Source organism: Corallococcus sp. M7, assembly GCF_054512695.1.
The window spans coordinates 8,881,608-8,900,165 of the sequence record NZ_CM137252.1 but is presented as its reverse complement, the minus strand read 5'-3'; the positions used below and the strand labels follow the sequence as shown (position 1 = coordinate 8,900,165).

Here is an 18,558-nt window from a genome sequence, read left to right as displayed (position 1 = left end):
CGGAAGGCGGAGCATGTGGCGCTCGCTTCTCGCCCGGACCGTCGCCGGTCTGGTGCTCAGCTTCCAGGGACAGGCCCGGGCCGGGCAGGAAACACCTGCGCCCGAGGCCAGCGAGACGCCGCTTCCTGAGTTCGTCCTCCCCACCGTGGAGGTCATCGGCAAGGAAGTCCCCGAAGCTCCCGTCGACTCCGCTCAACGCCGCGACCCCACCGGCGCCATTACCGTCATCGATGCTCGCGAGCGCGCGGGTGAAGCGCGCGACACCGCGGAGCTGCTCGGCGGATCCGCGAGCCTCGTCGTGCAGGACTCCGGCGGATACGGACAGAGCAAGAGCCTGGTGGTTCGCGGCGCGTCGTCCAATGGCGTGCTCGTGTTCCTGGATGGCATCCCGCTCAACGGCGCGGGTGGAGTCGCGGACCTGTCGCTCATCCCCGTCGCGCTGCTGGAGCGGATGGAGATCCTCCGTGGCGCGGCCGGTGCCCGCTACGGTGCGGGGGGGCTGGGCGGCGCGGTGAACCTCGTCACGCGTGCGCCTTCGTCGCGGCTGCTCTCCAGCGGTGAGGTCACCTACGGCAGCTTCGACACCGTGATGGCCCACGTCGCCGCGTCGGGCGCGCTGCTCGAAGGGCAGGCACTGGTGCTGCTGCATGGCGGCCGTTCCCAGGGCGACTTCAGCTACCGCGTCGACGAGCTGCCCGCGCTGGACGACAACCCGCTCACGCAGGAGGTGCGCACGCGCAATGACGCTCGCGGCGGCGGCGCGCTCCTGAAGTACCGGCATGGCCTGGACGGCGGCGGACGCGTGGATGTGCTCGCGGAGCTGTCGCTGGAGGACCGTGCGCTCGCGGGCACCGTGCAGAACCCCACCGTGTCCCGCCGTCAGGACCAGACGCGACTGTCGCTGGGCGCTCGCTGGGCACGGCCCTTCGGTGACACGGGGGAGGGCAGTGCTCGCGGCTTCTTCCGTCGCGACTGGCTGGACGTCACGGGTGGCACCACCGGCGTGGACTCCGGTGCGCAGCACTACACCGTGGGCGGGGTGGAGGTGGAGGGGCGCGCGGTGCTGGGACGCAACGCGCTCGCCGTCACGCTGGCCGGGTCGTCGGAGTCCGTCACGCAGGCCGTGGGCGGGCAGGCCGCGTCGTGGTGGCGCGCGAGCGTCATGGCCATGGATGAACTGTCCCTGTTCTCCGAACGCCTGAAGCTGGTGCCCTCAGTGCGCGTGGAGCGGGTGGGGGACTACTCGCTCCTGTCTCCCAAGCTGGGCGCGAGCGTGGACCTGGGCCACGGCTTCGGCGTGCGCGCCAACGCGGGCCAGTCCCACCGCGCACCGTCGTTCCTGGAGCTCTACATCCGTCAGGGCCTGCTGCTGCCCAACCCGGAGCTCAAGCCCGAGCGCGCCCTGTCCGTGGACGCCGCGGCCCTGTGGCGCGACGACATCTGGAGCGTCACCGCGGGCGGCTTCGCGGCGGTGTACGAGAACCTCATCGCCTACGAGCTGTATCCGCCCAATCTCGCCAAGCCCTACAACTTCGCCGCCGCTCGCGTGTGGGGCGCGGAGGTGGAGCTGGAGGCCCGGCCTCGCGCGTGGCTCACCGCCACCAGCAGCTATGCGTGGACCCGCACGCAGAACCGCTACGGCGACCCTCGTTACTTCGGCAAGGATCTGCCGTATCGCCCTCGCCACAAGTGGGTGGGCCGGCTGCGCGTGGGACCGGACTGGCTCAACGGCCGCACCGAAGTTCTGGTCCAGTCCTCGCAGTTGATCAACCGCGTGGGCGAAGCACGGCTGTCGCTGCCTTCGCGCACCTGGGTGAGCGTGGGGGCCTCCAGCACCTTCCTGCACCGGCCGGACCTCACCGTGTCGTTCGACGTGAAGAACCTGCTCGATGCGCGGACCGCCGATTACACCGGCATGCCGCTGCCCGGCCGCGCCGCCTACGTGACGCTCTCCGTGGCGCTCGACCCTTCCCCCTCCGAGGACTCCCATGTCGCGTCCCCACCCTGATGCTCGGCTCGCGCTGCTGCTGTCGGCCCTGGCGGCGGCGCTCCTCACCGGCTGCCCGGAGGAGAAGGTCCTGTGCACGTCTGGCCTGAGCGTCTGCGGCGCCGAGTGCGTGGACCTCCAGGGCGACCCGTCGAACTGCGGCGCGTGTGGCACCGCGTGCGGGGCAGGGGAGACGTGTCAGGCGGGCGTGTGCGGATGCCAGCCGGGCACGGAGACGTGTGGTGACGCGTGCGTCGCGCTCGCGAGCGACCCGCTGAACTGTGGCGCTTGCGGCGCCGCGTGTCCGTCCGGCCAGGTCTGTGAGTCCGGCACCTGCCGCGAGGGATGCTCCGCCGGTGCCGAGCGGTGCGGAGACAGCTGCGTCGTGCTGGCGAATGATCCGCTCAACTGTGGCGCTTGCGGCGCGGTGTGCCCGGACGTGCAGTCCTGCCACTCGGGCCGGTGCATGTATGACGTGGTGACGGCCTGCTACACCAACGGGCAGTTGGTCGGCATCCAGGCGGGGACGGACCGGATGGGGCCCCGGCGGCAGTTCGGCTCGGGAGTGCAGGCGCTCGCGGCCTGGGATGGCGTGGTGCTGGCGGCGGACGCGGCGCGCTCGGTGCTGTCACAGGCTCCGGCGGGCGCGCTGGGGACGGTGGCGGAGGAGGACTCGCTGGGCGCGGTGGCGGCTTCGCCCAATGACATCCTCGTGGACCCTCCGTATGTGTATGTCCTCGACTCGGTGAACAACACGCTCCAGGTGCTCAAGAGGGAAGGGAGCGCGCAGGGCGGCGGGCTGGGACTGCGCACGGTGGGGCAGGTGAACCTGGGCGCGAACACCAGCCCGCAGGTCATCGCGAAGCGCGGCGACACGTTCTACATCCCGCTGTTCGGCACGGCCGGCTCCGACTTCAAGCAGGGCAACGCCGTGGCTCGCGTCAGCGTGAGCGACCCGGAGAAGCCACGGCTCGTGGACACCGTTTCGCTCACCGGCCTGGACCTGAAGTCCTTCGACGGCGGGATGACGATGGCGCTTCCTTATGCGGCGGTGTCCGTGGACGCGGGCGTGTACGTGGCGCTCACCAATCTCAACCCCGCGAATGACTATCTGCCCAACGGGCCTGGGATGCTCGCGCGCATCGACCCGGCGGATGGTGGGGTGCGGGCCATCGACCTGGGCGCGAAGGACTGCCTCAACGCGGGCGACGTGCAGGCGGTGGGCGACCAGTTGGTGGTGAGCTGCCTGGGCGAAGCGGTGTTCGACACGGCGGGCGGTTACCAGGCCAAGGCGGTGCGGGCCACGGGGCTGGTGCTGGTGAAGGATGACAAGCCCGTGGCGTCGTATGCGCTGTCTCCGGGCTGCACCGGCGGGCCGGAGAATGGCTGCGCCCTCGCGGTGGGCGGCCGGCTCGCGGTGGTGGGCAATGCCGTGTACGTCACGGACGTGAACGCGGGCCGCGTGTTCGTGGTGGAGGTGCGTGACGGCCAGTTCGTCGAGCGGCGCGGCAACTCCACGCCGCAAGCGATGGGCCCGGCGCTGGATGCGTGTCCGGTGGACCCTCGTCGCGGCATCTCCAATGCCATCGACATCGTCGCGGTGCCGTGAGGCTTTGGCCTGCTTGTATTGACAAGCCCTGTCGTCCGCCATACTCCAGCGCCCGTCGTTGGTACGCCGCATCCGCACGGTGCGGCGTTTAAAGGGAACCCGGTGTGAATCCGGGACTGCCCCGCAGCGGTGATCAGGAACGAACGCCGTCCTCGCAAGCACTGGCCCTTCAGGGGGCTGGGAAGCGACGGCCAGTAGGTGGGTGACCCGATGAGGGCCTCCCGCGCCTGTGAGTCCGAAGACCTGCCACGACCCATGCCTCCGGGCATGGCCAGACCGGAGCCTCCGAGGGGAGGTGACGGAGGTCTTCCGCTCGCGCGGCGTGTCGTGTCCTGACGTGTCCCTCGTGCGCGGTCCGCTCTCCGTCCATGCCCCTTGGATTCACCTCGCCCGTGGGGGCGATGCAAGGGAGCAGTCGCGGATGAAGACAGAGCGGATGATGACGGGGCGGGGACTCCAGGGCTTCGCGTGGGTGCTGACGACCCTCGCGATGGCGCTGACCAGCACGGGCTGCGGCGATGAGTGCGTCGATGACTTCGACTGCCGCGACCAGGGCGGCGCCCCCGCGGGACAGCGCTACACCTGCGTCGAGAGCAAGTGCGAGCTGACGTCCGTCCCCGTGCCGGATGCCGGCACGAGCACCGACGCTGGTACGGACGCGGGCACGAGCACGGATGCGGGTGCGAGCACCGACGCCGGTACGACCACGGACGCGGGCACGAACACGGATGCGGGGACTGGTGGTGATGCCGGTACGGAGACAGACGCAGGCACCAGCACCGACGCCGGTACGACCACCGACGCCGGCACGGAGACGGATGCTGGCTCGGAGACGGATGCAGGAACGGACACCGACGCGGGCTCGGATCCGTGCGAGGTCGCGACCTACGACCCGAAGCTGGGCACGCTCCAGCTCCAGACGGGCTTCGTGGCGGGTGAGGCCGCATCGCTTCCCACGGCCGCGGGTCCGGTGGGCGTGACGCCCGGTCCCACGTACTCGCTCTACACGGTGGTATCGGACGGCTACAGCGGCCCGCATGCGCTGTACTCGCTGGGCACGTGGCCGCAGGTGTCGCTGGGCGCGGCGCCGCTGTTCGACGTGGCCGCTCCCGCCGACCGGGGCCCCTCCGCGTCGCTCTTCCTCAGCCCCTTCGTGGAGACGGATGGCCAGCGCGTCCTCACCGGCTACACGAAGTCCGGCGGGGGCTTCCCGGGCTCCGTGGGCGTGTATGACGTCTCCTCGCCCGCCAGCTCCACCTACGTCTCCGCGCCGAGCAACTTCTCCGCGGGCGTCGTGCCGGGCGCGTTCCTCATCAACGGCGGCGGGCTCGACACGGTGTCGGCCGGTCTGGCCGTCTACGCGCTGAAGACGGACAACTCGCCGTTCACCTCGCTGAAGGTGGGCACGCTCCCGCCGGAGACGGGCGGCAGCGGCTTCACCGCCGTGTCCACCAACGGCGTCGCGATGATTGGCTACTTCTCCGACGACACCTTCCTCAACGAGGGCCGCGCGGTGGCCCCGGCCGCCATCACCGAAGCGCTCAGGTCCGGCACTCCGTTCGTCGTGGCGGATGCGCCCTTCCTCGACGTGGGCTCCAACTTCGTCGCCGCCTCGGGGCATGGCGAGGGCGTGTCGGTGCTCCGCGGCGACTACGTCCCGCCCGACTACAACTTCGCGGGCACGGACGTCTCGCGCTTCGCCTTCACCGTGACGGAGGCCGGTGAGTCCGTGACCGTTGGCGCCCGTCAGCCGGTCCTCGTCTACGGGGATCAGTGCACGCGCGTGACCGGCCTGACCGCCATCGGTTCGGACCTGCTCGTCGGCGTCGATGACAAGAACGGCGCGCGCCTGGTCCGCATCCAGCAGGCTCCGTGAGCACGCCCATGAAGAAGACCCTTCTTCCGAAGTCATTCGCGCTGGGCTTCACCGCGCTCCTCTCCGTGGCGTGCGGCGGCGAGGACTGGCAGGGCTCCCTCCAGGGCCAGCCGCTGGTGGGGGATCCGTTCGCGGACCGCATCGTGTCGTTCACTCCGGGCTCGGGCGCCGGGTTCGGTCAGGGCCAGCTGCCGGGCATCGTGCTGGGTGCTCCGCGGGGGGATGGCGCGTCGTCGGGCTCGCTGGACGTGCTGTCGCTCGGGCGCACCGGCGTCATCGTGCTGGAGTTCACGGACATCGCCGTCACGGATGGGCCGGGCGTGGACCTGCTCGTCTTCGAGAACGCGTTCATCAAGCCCAGCGGCAAGCCGTTCGCGGAGACGGGCGTGGTGGCCGTCAGCGACGACGGCGTCACCTGGCACGAGTTCCCCTGCGCGTCCTCCGACGTGGCGAACAACTACCCGGGCTGCGCGGGCGTCACGCCCGTGTACTCGCATCCCTCCAATGGCATCCCGGCCACCGACCCGGCCGTGGCGGGCGGGGACGGCTTCGACCTGGCGGACGTGGGCCTCACCCGTGCCCGCTTCGTGCGCATCCGCGATTCGGGCGCCAACGGCTACGCGGGCACCAGCGGCGGCTTCGACCTGGATGCCGTCGCGGTGGTGAACGGCGTGCAGTTGCCGTAGTCGCGCCGCGAGCGCCGGAGCCGTTCTCCAGCGGACGGTCCCGGCGGTCTCGCGCGCCCATACGGCGAGTCCGAGCCGGGAGAGGCTTCCGGGGTGGGGGTGGCGGCATTAGATGCCCGTTGTCCCTCCCCCGGATGTGCATCCATGAAACGTCGTTCCGCCTCACTCGTCGTGCTGCTGGGCGTCCTGCTCGGCGCGGCCGCTACAGTCCTCGTGCCCTCGGAGGTCTGGGCGCAGACGTCCCGCACGCGGGCCGCGCCACCGAAGGAGGTGCCTCCGCCGCCGCCCGCGCCTCCGCCGGCGTACGAGTACACCTTCGTCAAGCGCGAGGGTCCGGACGAGGATCTCGCGGAGCTCCAGCGCCTGGGGGCGGAGGGCTGGCGCGTGGTGTCCACCGTCGTCGTGGACGGCAGCACGCGGCGCTACGTGCTGATGCGCGAGCGACGCGCTGAACCCGCGGCGCATTGACTTTGCCTCTGGGTCGCCATAGTCCCGCCCCGTCATCGATGCCTTCACGCCATGGGGCGTGAGGGCTTCCAGGGAACCCGGTGCGAGTCCGGGACTGCCCCGCAGCGGTAAGCAGGAACAGCGTTCGCACGAACACCGTTTCAGCGAGTCCGAAGACCTGGCGAAGACCCGGCGTCCTCCCCACGGAGGGCCCGGCGACAGACCGGAACCTCCGCGGGGAGCTGACGGCGAAGGCAGGCCTCCAGGGTGCGACGCGCGCCTGGAGGCCCGGTTCCTTCCGTCCGCGCAAGCCTCCCGCCAGGGCAATGCCTTCCGCCTTTGGTGCGGGAAGGCCAGGAGCGAGGACGCGATGCGGACCGACATGAAGCGGATGGGCACGAAGGGCCAGCGCGCGGCGCTGATGGGCGCCCTGCTGGCGGTGGTGCTAGGCGGCACGGGCTGCGGCGACGATGAGTGCGTGGACGCCTTCGACTGCCGCGACAAGGGCGCGGCCCCGGCGGGCCAGTCCTGGGCCTGCGTCGAGGAGAAGTGCACCCAGGTCGTCGTCGACATCGAAGAGGACGACGCGGGGACCGGCACGGACGCGGGCACGGACGTCGACGCGGGCACCGGCACGGACGCGGGCACGGAGACAGACGGTGGCACCGGCACGGACGCGGGCACGGATGGCGGCACGGTCGCCTGCGCCCCGCTGCCTCGCGAGCAGGTGCTGGGCACGCTCCAGCTCCAGGCGGGCTTCAGCGTCGGGGAGTCCGCGGAGCTGTCCACGGACGTTCGCGCGGTGGTGTCCACGCCCGGTCCCACGTACTCGCTCTTCGCGGTGCTGGAGACGGCCACCGGCCGTGACGTCTTCCCGCTGGGCACCTGGCCGGACGTGATGCTGGGGGACTCGGCGGTCGACACGATCATCGCGCCCGCGGATCGCGCCAACCCCACCTCCACGTTCGCGTCCTACTACCTGGCCCATGACGGCTCGCGACTGCTCGCGGGCTACACGAAGAGCGGCTTCCCCGCCCCGGGCTCCGTCGCGGTGGTGGATCCGTCCAAGCGCGACGCGACGACCTATCTCGACGCGCCGGACAACTACTCCGCCGCGGGCACCACGGACGCGTTCTTCATCAACGGTGGAGGCCTGGACACGGTGGCGGGCGGCCTGGGCGTCTACGCGCTGGTGACCTCCGCCAAGCCCTACGTCGCCGTGAAGGTGGCGGACTTCCCGGCGCAGGTGGGCGCCAGCGGCTTCACCGCCGTCGCGGACAACGGCATTGCGGTGTTCGGCTACTCGGAGGCGGACACGTACGTGAACGTGGCCTACGCCGTGTCCAACACCAAGCTGGGCGAGGCGCTGGCCAATCGCACGCCGGTGGTGCTCGTGAACGAGCCCAAGGTGGACGTGGGCTCCAACTTCAACGCCGCCGCCAGCTTCGGCAACGGCGTGGCGGTGGTGCGCGGTGCCTACGGCGCCACCGGCTTCGGCGTCACGGACGTGTCGCGCTTCTCGCTCACGCCCGGCCTGGGCGGCGGCCAGCCCATCAGCGTGGGCACGCGCACGGCGGTGCTCAACGCCGCGGACGCGTGCACGACCGTGGACCTGCTGTCGTCGCTGGGCTCGGACCTGCTCGTGGGCGTGAAGGACGTCAACGGCCGCCGCCTCGTGCGCATCCGGCAGGGCCAGTGATGAAGCGCCCGCTGCTCGCGCTCGGCGCGCTGCTGGCCCTGGGCGCGTGCACGGGCGACTCCGAGCCCGGTCCGCTTCCGGGGGAGGACATCGTGGATGCCGGCACCCAGGCGGATGCCGGTGTCCCCGATGCAGGCACGGAGGCCGATGCCGGAACGGACGCCGATGCCGGTGTCGACGCGGGCTCGCGGCCGGTGGATCCGTTCGCGGACCGCGTGACGGCGTACGCGTTCGGCGACTCGGCCGGCTTCGGGCAGGACCGCTTCCCGGACATCGTGCTCGGGCCTCCGGTGGGGGCGGGACAGAACACCGGCTCGCTCGACGTGCTGTCGCTGGGGCGGGGCGGCTCCATCACCCTGGAGTTCACCGACCTGTTCGCGGTGGATGGCCCGGGCGTGGACCTGCTCGTGTTCGAGAACGCCTTCCAGAAGTTCGGCGGCGACATCTTCACGGAGACGGCCCAGGTGTCCGTCAGCGACGACGGCGTCACCTGGCTCGACTTCCCGTGCGACGCCACCGACAAGGACGGCGGCTACCCGGGCTGTGCCGGCACGCACCCGGTGCACTCGGCTCCGGACAACGGCGTGTCCCCCACCGACCCGGCCGTGGCGGGCGGGGACGGCTTCGACCTGGCGGACGTGGGCCTCCAACGCGCCCGCTTCGTGCGCCTCACCGACACGGGGCTCAACAGCTACGCCGGCACCTCCGGCGGCTTCGACCTGGATGCGCTGTCGGTGGTGAACGGCCAGCTCCCCGACGGCGGCGTGCCCTGAGCACGCATGCGCCCCGCCTGCCTCCCGGAAGACGCGGAGGCGGGTGGGGGCTTCCGGGGCCCCGCGTCCCGGCGTCCGACCGCATTCCGCACGCTGCGCGTGGGTGACTTCCGCTTCATCCACCGCCCCAGGTGAACTCCGACCCCGGCATCGGGGTGGGGCCCCCGGGTATGACGCGACGCGGGAGGGCTGCCGGGGCCTCGGCTGGACGCCCGTCTTCCACGGGAAAGCGTCTCGGACTCTCGGAAGATTGGGAGGTCGTGTAATGTCTTGCGCCCGATGTGGCAGATCATCATCAACGGGCCCGGCTACTTCGACACGTCGTACGACCTGCCGGAGGGCGTCACCAGCCTCGGCCGTGCGGACGAGAACGACATCGTGCTGGGCGGCGACCTGGTGTCGCGCCGGCACGCGCGGCTCTACGTCGAAGGTGACGTGCTGCGCATCGAGGACCTGGGCAGCCGCAACGGCAGCCGGGTCAACGGCTCGCCGCTCCAGGGCAGCAAGCACCTGAACGCGGGCGACACCGTGGCGCTGGGGGAGAACACCCTGGCGGTGCGCCAGCCGCACACGGTGGAGAACGCCGCCACGGAGATGATGGACCTGGGCGCGGGCGGCGTCGTGCGCTTCGGGCACGGCACGGACGTGGGCCCCTCCGTGCTGCTGGCCAAGAACGTCAAGGACGCGGACGTGCTGCGCCTGTTGGACAACGTGGGGCCGCTGCCGTTCGACGATGCGTTCTCCGGCCCCTCGCCCGTGCCCGCGGGCTCCGCCGTCGCCAGCCCGCGCGTGTCGTACGAGACGCTGGTGCTGCTGGTGCACGCCGCTGAGGCGCTGGCCACCGCGCGCACGCTGACCGCGTTCCTGGAGTCCGCGATGGACCGGCTCCTGGAGCGCACCGACGCCACCACGGCGGTGGTGCTGCTCAAGCACGCGACCGGGCCGCTGGTGCCCGCGGCGGTGCGCCACCGGGGACGGCTGGCGAAGGGCGAAGTGCCCGTGTCGGACGCCATCGTGGACGAGGCCATCCGCCAGGGCCGCGCGATCGCGGTGGGCGACGTGAAGGACGACCGCCGCTTCGCCGGACGCGAGAGCGTCATCATGTACGGCGTGGACCGGGTGCTGTGCATCCCCATCGGCACCGAGCCGCCCTTCGCGGGCGTGCTCTACGTCAACGTGCCCGGCGGGGGCGACACCAGCCTGGAGCTGATGCTGGATGCGTGCACCGCGGTGGCCCACCTGGTGGCCAGCGGCGTGCAGCGCTTCGCCGTGCGCGACGGCTCCAGCACGGACCGGATGCGGCGCAACCTGGAGCGCTACCACTCGCCGGAGGTGGCCGAGCGCCGCGCCGCCGAGGCCCAGCGCACGGGCGGCAAGCTGCCGGGCCTGGAGGAGAAGAACCTCACCGTGCTGCACGCGGAGCTGGCGGACTTCGGCGCGGTGATCAGCCGGCTGGGCGCGGCGCGGGCCACGCAGCTGCTCAACGACTTCCACGCGCGCATGAGCGGCATCGTCTTCAGCTTCGAGGCCACCGTCGAAGGCTTCATGGGCGAGTCCATGCGCGCGCTCTTCGGCGTGCCCTACGCCAAGGGCGACGACGCGGTGCGCGCGGTGCGCGCGGCGCTGGCCCTGCGCGCGGACTGGGAGCGGGGCATGGCCCGCAGGCCCCAGGACGAGCGGTGCGACCTGCGGATCGCGCTGCACTCCACCAAGGCGCTGGTGGGGATGATCGGCACCGAGGCCCGCACGGAGTACAGCGCCGTGGGGGAGGGCATGGGGGTGGCGGGCTGGCTGGCCTCCACCGCGGCGCCCGGCCAGGTGCTGATGACCGGCAAGCTGCTGGCGGCCACCGGGGCCCGCTTCGACGTGATGCCCCTGGGCGAGCGGGTGGTGCGGCCCCCCCGCGACAAGGTCGCGGTTTTCGAGGTGATTGAAGAGGACATGGGCATGCTGACCAACCCCGGTATCCGGTGAGGCGGCCGGCGCGGCCGGTTGACGGGTTGAAGCGGGCCCCCTGCCCGGGGTTCAATGCGGTTTCCGTGGTGGACCCCCGCACCGCATGAACTCTTCGACCCAGCCCGCCCGATTGCGTCCCTTCCGGCCGCAGCCCTTCGGCCGGTACACGCTCCTGTCGCACCTGGCCACCGGCGGCATGGGGGAGATCTACCTCGCCCGCCTGGAGGGCGCGCAGGGCTTCGAGAAGCTGTGCGTCATCAAGAAGATCCTCCCGCAGTTCGCGGAGGACCAGGACTTCGTCGACCGCTTCGTCGGTGAGGCGCGCACGCTGGTGCGGCTGGGGCATGGCTCCATCGCGCAGGTGCTGGACATGGGCGTGCACGAGGGCGAGGCCTACATGGCCCTCGAGTACGTGGACGGCAAGGACCTGCGCAAGGTGGCCGCGCGCGTGAGGGACAGGCAGACGCCGCTGCCGCTCACCTTCGTGCTGTACGTGATGGGCCGGGTGCTGGACGCGCTGGCGTACGCGCACCGCAAGCGGGACGAGGAAGAGAAGGAGCTGAAGCTCGTCCACCGGGACATCTCGCCGCAGAACATCCTCATCTCCTACGAGGGGGAGGTGAAGGTCATCGACTTCGGCCTGGCCAAGAGCCGGCTGTCGGCGGCGAAGACGAACCCCAGCATCATCCTGGGCAAGTTCCTCTACATGTCGCCCGAGCAGGCCCGGCACCAGCCGGTGGACCGCCGCAGCGACCTGTACGCGGTGGGCCTGTGCCTCTACGAGCTCATCTCCGGCAAGAACCCCTTCGACGCGCTGCCGCCGGGCGAACTGATGTCCGCGGTGGCGAACCCGAAGGTGGCGCCGCTCAGTGAGGTGGAGCCGCTGACGCCGCCGGCGGTGTCGCAGTTGGTGGCGAAGGCGCTGGCGGTGGAGCCGGCCCAGCGCTTCCAGAACGCGGAGGACTTCCGGGGGCGCCTGCAGGCGTGCCTGATGGAGATCGACACCAGCGCGGGCCCGGAGAGCGTCAGCAAGTTCATGCGCGACCTGTTCTCCGCGGACTACCAGTCCGAGCGCCGCCTGCTGACGTCCCTGCGGGAGGTGTCGCGCGACGCGCGCGCCAGCGGCACGTACGAATCGCTGGGGCCCGCGCCGCGCCCGACGATGCAGGCGGCCACGCTGCCGCCCAAGACCATCCGCCTGGATGGTCCGGTGGAGCCGCTGTCCTTCCACCCCACGCCCCGGAGCCGCGAGGACGGCGGCGGCGCGCGCGACGACGGTGAGACGCGCCCCGGCGTGGTGGTGGATGAGTCCACGCGCCCCGCGTTCCCGGTGGAGGCGCTGGAGGAGGCGGCCCGCGCGAAGATGCGGCCCAGCCCCGCGTCGTCGGAGCCGTCGCCCACGGTGGAGGTCCGCCAGGACGCGATGGACCGGCCCACCATCCTCGAGGGCCTGCCCGCCATCCGGTTGCCCTCGGACCGCGCCGTGGAGGAGCAGCAGGCCCCGGCGCTCGGCGAGCCCACCGCGCCCCGCGCGGACGCGCTGCCGGCCTCCGAGTCGCACGAGCCCACCGCGCCGCGCGCCACGTCGCTGCCGTACGCGGATCCCGGGCTGCCGTCGCGTGGCGCGCCTCCGGTGCCGGACGTGCCGGTGTCGCGGCCGTTCGCGGACGCGGGAGGGCGGGGGGCTTCGCTGCCCTTCTCTGATTCGGTGGGCCCACGGGGCGTGCCGCCTCCGCCGATGGCGCCGGTTCCCGCCGCGCGGCCCGCGGATGGGCCCGTGCCCTTCGTGCCGGTGGATGCGTCGCGGCCGGTGGCGCCTCCGCCAATGCCTGTCTTCGACTCCGGGGCGGAGCGGTTCGAATCGGCGGGGGAGTCGCTGCCGTTCATGGAGCCGCCGCCTCCGCCGGACGGCCCGTTCGCGGATGACGAGGAGCTCCCCGAGAGCCCGTATCCGTGGCCAGCGCCCATCCCCGAAGGGGGCCGCTCCGCGGGCGCCGAGCTTCGCGCCGCGGAGGTGCGCATCCCGGAAGGCCAGCGCCCCACCGCCGCGATGCCGTCCCTGTCGTCGGCGCGGCCTGGCGTCACGACGCCGTCGAACGGCAGCCGTCCCGCGCCGCCGTCCGCGTTCGATGCGGCTCGCGCCTCGGAGCCCCTGCCGACCTACGAGCCGGTGCGCGCGCCGGAGTCGTCGCGGGGCTTCGATTCGCCGCGGGCTTCGGAGTCGTTGCGGGGCTTCGATTCGCCCCGCGCTTCCGAGCCGTCGCGTGGCTTCGATTCGCCGCGGGCCTCGGAGCCGTCCCGCGGCTTTGATGCGCCCCGCGCCGCCGAGCCTGCGCGTGCCGTGGAGGCCCGCATCCCGGAAGGCCAGCGCCCCACCGCCGCGATGCCGTCCCTGTCGTCCTCGCGCCCCGGCGTGACGACGCCGTCGAATGGCAGCCGGCCGGCGCCGGCGCCGGTGCCGCTGCCGTCGTACGCGGCGCCCACCATCCAGGTTCCCTCCATCCAATCCGGCGCCTCGCGCTCCTTCGAAGCCGAAGAGGACGCGCGGGACTCCGAGCCGCTCGATTCGGGCCCGGTTCCCCGGCCCACGATGCAGGACACGCGGCCGTCGGAGGACCTGGTCTCGGTGGATGCCCGCGCCCTGGAGGCGGACTCCAGCGTGCCGTACATCTCCGCGGATCCGGACGACGCCCCGGCCGCGCGCGAGGGCGACGCGGACACGCACCCGCGCATCCCCATGCCCCGGGGCTCGCGCCGCGAGGAGCCCCAGGCCCGCGTGATGCTGGACGAGTCGCTGCTGCGCGAGACCTCCTCGTCCACCGGCAAGCGTGAGGCCGACACCGGCCCCACCGCTCCGGCCCGGGGAAAAACGGGGTCCCGGCGCGCCGTGCGCGGTTCGTCCCCGAGCACGCCGCCCCCGCGCTCCAGCACCGCGTCGAGCATGCGCGCCGTTACCCGCGCCCCCGCGCCCGCCGTAGAGCCGGACGAGTCGTCCACCTCGCGCACGTCGCGCGACGACTCGACCCGGCGCAAGGCCATGCCGGTGCGGCCGGAGCCCGCGGAGCCGCCGCGTGCCTCACGCCGCGAGCCCGCGCCGGTCCGCAAGGGTGGGGCGCTGCGCTCCGCGCTGGTGTTCATGCTGCTGATGGTCGTCGCGCTGTCCATCGTCGGCGCGGGGCTCTACTTCGTCCCCGAGCTGCGCGTGGCCGCGGGCCTGGAGCAGTCGCGGACGTCGACGCCGCCTCCGCCCACCCCGGTGCAGCAGATCCCCATGCCGCCCGGGCGCCCCCAGGGCCGTCCGCCCGCGCCTGCCGCGGAGACGGACACGCCTCCCGTCCAGAACGCGGCCGTGGAGCCCACCGCCACGCCGCCGTCCGCCGAGGCCGCGCAGGCCCCCACCGAGTCGGATGCGACGGACGCCAACGCGCTGGCGGACGACCTGCTCGGTCCGGGTTCGCCGACGGAAAGCGCTGTCGCCCCCGCTCCCGCGGCGAAGAAGGCGGCGCCGGCGCGCCCCGGCAAGCGCCCCGCGCCAGCCCGTGCTCCCGCGAAGGAGAGCACCCTCCCCCCGGAGCTGGAGAAGGAATGGGCGCAGACGAAGACGCTCTTCCGGACGCTCAAGAACAACCATGGCTGCGAGGCCATGTCGATGCAGTGCACCCTCTTCGACAAGCTGGCGGACGACTTCATCGTGGGCGGCAGTGAGACGCCGACCCTCAAGCAGGTGAAGGACCTGCACGAACAGCTGAAGAACGTGAAGCGCCGCCAGGACTACTAGGCGCCCGCGAGGACGCCCTCGTCAGGGGCGTGCCTCAACGCCGCGTGCCCGCGTCCAGCATCTCCATGCCCGCGTCGCGGCCGGAGCCTCCCGTGCCCGCGTCCGTGCTCCCGGAGCCTCCCGTGCCCGCGTCGAGCCCGGAGCCGCCGGTGCCCTCCGTGGGCGCCGTGCCCCGGTAGCTCTCCGCGAGCCCCGTGCCCAGCTCCCCGCTGCCGCCCACCTGCTGGCCCGCGCCGGTGTTCCCCTCCATCCGGTTGGGCGCCGCGGTGCCGCCGCCCAGCGAGCCGCGGCTGTCGCTGTGGTAGGGCTTGCCGCCGCCCTCCTCGCTGGAGGTGTCGCGCAGCGGGCTGCCCGCCCTTTCGCCGGCCGGTTCCGCGCGGGAGCGGTGCTGGAGCTGGACGGGGTCCTGGAACCCTCGCGTCTCGTCCGGGGGCGACTCCTTGCCGCAGCCCCAGCCTCCCAGAGCGCCGCCCACCAGCAGTCCCAGTCCCACCGCGCGCTTGAAGCCCGTCATGATTTCCCCCTCGGGCGCGAGGATGTCCGCGCCTGTCCGTCCGGGAAGTTAGGGCCGCTGTCCCGTGGGGCCACCCACCCACGCCGACGGATGCCCGCCTGGCCGCCCGCCGGGCTCCGGGACGTGCCCGTGTTGACAAGACTGTCGCCCTGGCGGGAAACACCCAGAGCGCGGGAACCCTACGCCGTGCGTCTCCTCCCGCCCCCGAGGCCGCATGGTGCGCTACGCGCTCGCCATCTTCACCAGCGCCTTCCTGCTCTTCGGCGTCCAGCCATTGGCGGGCCGCTACGCCCTGCCGTGGTACGGCGGCACGCCCGCGGTGTGGACCGCGTGCATGCTGTTCTTCCAGGCCGTGCTGCTCGCGGGCTACGCCTACGCGCACGCGGTGGCCTCCCGGCTGCGCCCGCGCACGCAGGCCGCCCTGCACCTGGGCCTGCTGGGGGTGGCGCTGGCGGTGCTCGCGGCGCGAGCCTCCTGGACGGGCTCGCCGCTGGCGCCAGGGGACGGCTGGCGCCCCGTGGACGACCACCTGCCCGTGCTCCGGTTGATGCGGATGCTGGCCGCGACGCTGGGCCTGCCCTTCTTCGTGCTCAGCACCACCGGCCCGCTCATCCAGTCGTGGTTCGCCCGCGCGCGGCCGGAGCGCTCGCCCTACGTGCTCTACGCACTCTCCAACGCGGGCTCGCTGCTGGCGCTGTTGGGCTACCCGTTCCTGGTGGAGCCCTGGGTGGGCCGGAGCGCGCAGGCGTGGGGCTGGGCCGTGGGCTTCGTCCTCTTCGTCCTCTGCGTCCTCGCCTGCGCGCGAGACCTGCTGCGCCGCGCCCCGGAGACCTCCGAGACGTCGCCGTCCCTGGACGTGGAGGCTCCCTCCGAAGCCTCCGCGGCATCGGCATCCCAGCGTCCGGGCGTGGGGCTCACGCTGACGTGGCTGGCGCTGAGCACGTGCGCGTCGGTGCTGCTGCTGGCCACGACGAACAAGCTCTCCCAGGACGTGGCGGCGGGCCCCTTCCTGTGGGTGCTGCCGCTGGCGGTGTACCTGGTCACGTTCATCCTGGCCTTCTCACGCGAGTCCTTCTACGAGCGCACGCCGTACTCGGTGGGGCTCATCGCCTCCGTGGTGCTGGTGACGTACGCGCACAAGGAGGGCCCCGCGCTGGGCCTGGGGTGGCAGGTGCTCTTCCACGCGTCCGCGCTCTTCACGGGCGCCATGGTGTGCCACGGCGAGCTGTACCGCCGCCGTCCGGCACCGCGCTACCTGAGCGCCTTCTACCTCTGGGTGTCCGTGGGCGGCGTCGTGGGCGGCGTGTTCGTCAACCTCATCGCGCCCGCTGTCTTCAGCACCTACTGGGAGCATCCGCTGTCATTGGCCGCGTGCTGCGCGGTGGCCTTCGCGGGGCTGATGCGCAGGCCGAAGGAGGAGACGGCGGTGGCGCGCACGCAGCGCCTCTTCCGCGGGGCGCTGCTGGTGGGCGTGGCGGTGCACCTGCCGGTGCTCGTCCTCTCGGACCTGGGACGCGTGCGCTTCGCCGCGCGCAACTTCTTCGGCGTGGTGCGCGTGCTGGAGCTGTTTCCGGACGACCCCCAGCAGCATCAGTACGCCCTGCGCCACGGCGCCATCACCCACGGCTGGCAGTACATCCCCGCGGAGCGCCGCAACCTCTCCACGGCGTATTACACGCGGGACGCTGGCCTGGGGCTCGCGCTCACGGAGCAGCGCCGGTCGCGTCAGGCCCGGGGGCTTCCCACCGGCTTGCGCGTGGGCATGCTGGGGCTGGGCGTGGGCAACAGCGCCACGCTGATGGCCGCCGGGGACGACGTGCGCTTCTATGAAATCAACCCCGACATCATCGAACTCGCCAGGGGCCAGGGCGGCTTCTTCAGCACGCTGACGGACACGCCCGCGCACGTGGAGGTCGTTGAAGGCGACGCGCGCATCTCCCTGGAGAAGGAGCTGGAGCAGGGCTCGCGCCAGTTCGACGTGCTGGCGCTGGACGTCTTCAGCTCGGATGCCATTCCGGTGCACCTGCTGACGAAGGAGGCGGTGGCGCTCTACCTCCAGCACCTGGCGCCTCACGGCGTGCTGGCGCTGCACATCAGCAACCAGCACCTGGACCTGGTGCCCATCAGCCTGGCGCACGCGCGGGCCGCCGGCCTGGCCGCGGCGCTCGTCGTGCGGGACAATGGCGGCGACGCGGTGTCCAGCTCGTGGATGCTGCTGAGCCCGGACCCGGAGTTCGTCTGGGGCTCCACCTTCAGCCAGAGCAAGGCGCGCGTGCGCCGGCTGGTGCTGCGCGGCGAGCCGGAATACGTCTGGACGGACGAGCGCAGCAGCGTGCTCCAGGCGCTGCGCCCCTGGGGCCAGGGCCCCATCGCGGCGAATCCGAACGTCATGGACGCACCCGCGCGGGCCCGGCTCCAGCCCGAGCAGCCCGTGGTCCAGCCCGCGTCGCCCTAGCGGCCCGTCGCGGTGGAGGACGGCGCGGGCTTGACGGTCAGCCGCGCGTCCAGTGCGGCCAGCGCGCCCAGCACCGCGCACGGCAGCACCAGCGTCACGGCCCCGTGGCGCAGGAACAGGTAGGGGCCCAGCGTGCAGCCCACGAGGAACGCGAGCACCAGGCCCAGGTGCAGCCGCGTGCGCTCGAACTCCACGGCGGAGGGCAGGCGCCGCACGCGGTGCCACAGCCCCTGCGCGTTCTCCCCGCGGACGCCGTCGCGCACCCACGCCAGCATCTGCACCAGCTGGATGCCGATGTCCGTGAGCATCCCCGTCACGTGCGTGGTGCGCACCACCGCGCCGGACACCCGCGTGACGAGCGCGTTCTGCAGCCCCATGGCGAAGGCGAAGCCCCAGAGCAGCACCGGCGCGCGCGTGTCCGGCATGGACGCAAGGCCCACGCCCACGCCCCCCAGCACGAGCACCTCCACCCCCAGCGCGGCCACGTGACGGCCCCGCGCGCGGTGCCGCGAGGCGTCCAGCAGCGCCGTGGCGCAGAAGGCCCCGGCGACGAACAGCGCCATCAGCTGCGCGGGCAGCCGCGCCGTCTCCCAGCGGCCCTGGGCCAGGGACTCGCCCAGCGTGGCCATGTTCCCGGACATGTGGGACGCGTGCGCGCCCAGCGCCACGAACCCCATGGCGTTGACCGCGCCGGCCACGGACGCCAGCAGCACGGCGAGCAGGGAGTAGGCGCGGCGGGACTGCGGCGACGACTGGGCGCTGAACATGACGGGCGACC

Annotated in this window: 12 protein-coding genes and 2 riboswitches; of the genes, 10 read left to right on the top strand and 2 right to left on the bottom strand. The window is 72.5% G+C overall.

Annotated elements, in window-relative coordinates:
- Positions 1 to 13 precede the first annotated feature (13 nt).
- The 9 genes from ACX114_RS35685 (at position 14) to ACX114_RS35645 (ending at position 14,811) form a co-directional block, all read left to right on the top strand.
- Positions 14 to 2,008: a TonB-dependent receptor plug domain-containing protein gene (locus ACX114_RS35685; RefSeq protein WP_459291827.1), complete on the top strand. Its 1,995-nt coding sequence runs from the start codon at positions 14 to 16 to the stop codon at positions 2,006 to 2,008.
- Positions 1,989 to 3,596, top strand: coding sequence for an MXAN_6577-like cysteine-rich protein (locus tag ACX114_RS35680; protein ID WP_459291825.1), 1,608 nt, complete (start codon positions 1,989 to 1,991; stop codon positions 3,594 to 3,596). Before ACX114_RS35685 ends, ACX114_RS35680 begins: the two co-directional genes overlap by 20 nt.
- Positions 3,597 to 3,637: 41 nt before the next feature.
- Positions 3,638 to 3,861: riboswitch (cobalamin riboswitch) on the top strand.
- Positions 3,862 to 4,017: 156 nt separating this feature from the next.
- Positions 4,018 to 5,472, top strand: coding sequence for a hypothetical protein (locus ACX114_RS35675; RefSeq protein ID WP_459291823.1), 1,455 nt, complete (start codon positions 4,018 to 4,020; stop codon positions 5,470 to 5,472).
- A gap of 8 nt (positions 5,473 to 5,480) precedes the next feature.
- Entirely contained in the window at positions 5,481 to 6,158 is a 678-nt protein-coding gene (locus tag ACX114_RS35670) for a cell surface protein (RefSeq protein WP_459291821.1), read from the top strand.
- A 144-nt stretch (positions 6,159 to 6,302) separates the two neighbouring features.
- The gene (locus ACX114_RS35665; protein ID WP_459291819.1) at positions 6,303 to 6,626 is read left to right on the top strand and encodes a DUF4177 domain-containing protein; all 324 of its coding nucleotides are present in this window, start codon (positions 6,303 to 6,305) and stop codon (positions 6,624 to 6,626) included.
- Between the two features lie 19 nt (positions 6,627 to 6,645).
- Positions 6,646 to 6,805: riboswitch (cobalamin riboswitch) on the top strand.
- Positions 6,806 to 6,975: 170 nt separating this feature from the next.
- Positions 6,976 to 8,304, top strand: coding sequence for a hypothetical protein (locus tag ACX114_RS35660; protein WP_459291817.1), 1,329 nt, complete (start codon positions 6,976 to 6,978; stop codon positions 8,302 to 8,304).
- Positions 8,304 to 9,077, top strand: coding sequence for a cell surface protein (locus ACX114_RS35655; protein ID WP_459291815.1), 774 nt, complete (start codon positions 8,304 to 8,306; stop codon positions 9,075 to 9,077). Before ACX114_RS35660 ends, ACX114_RS35655 begins: the two co-directional genes overlap by 1 nt.
- 279 nt (positions 9,078 to 9,356) lie before the next feature.
- Positions 9,357 to 11,051 (top strand): FHA domain-containing protein, encoded by a 1,695-nt coding sequence (locus ACX114_RS35650; protein ID WP_459300365.1) that lies wholly within the window; start codon positions 9,357 to 9,359, stop codon positions 11,049 to 11,051.
- A gap of 178 nt (positions 11,052 to 11,229) precedes the next feature.
- Entirely contained in the window at positions 11,230 to 14,811 is a 3,582-nt protein-coding gene (locus tag ACX114_RS35645; RefSeq protein WP_459300363.1) for a serine/threonine-protein kinase, read from the top strand.
- A 34-nt stretch (positions 14,812 to 14,845) separates the two neighbouring features.
- Here the strand turns inward: ACX114_RS35645 and ACX114_RS35640 are convergent, their stop codons facing one another.
- Positions 14,846 to 15,325, bottom strand: coding sequence for a hypothetical protein (locus tag ACX114_RS35640; protein ID WP_459291813.1), 480 nt, complete (start codon positions 15,323 to 15,325; stop codon positions 14,846 to 14,848).
- A gap of 214 nt (positions 15,326 to 15,539) precedes the next feature.
- Between ACX114_RS35640 and ACX114_RS35635 the strand changes: the two genes are divergently transcribed.
- Positions 15,540 to 17,780 (top strand): spermidine synthase, encoded by a 2,241-nt coding sequence (locus tag ACX114_RS35635; protein WP_459291811.1) that lies wholly within the window; start codon positions 15,540 to 15,542, stop codon positions 17,778 to 17,780.
- Here ACX114_RS35635 and ACX114_RS35630 read toward each other — a convergent pair.
- Entirely contained in the window at positions 17,777 to 18,547 is a 771-nt protein-coding gene (locus ACX114_RS35630) for a YoaK family protein (RefSeq protein WP_459291809.1), read from the bottom strand. The genes ACX114_RS35635 and ACX114_RS35630 overlap by 4 nt on opposite strands.
- Between the last annotated feature and the right edge of the window lie 11 nt (positions 18,548 to 18,558).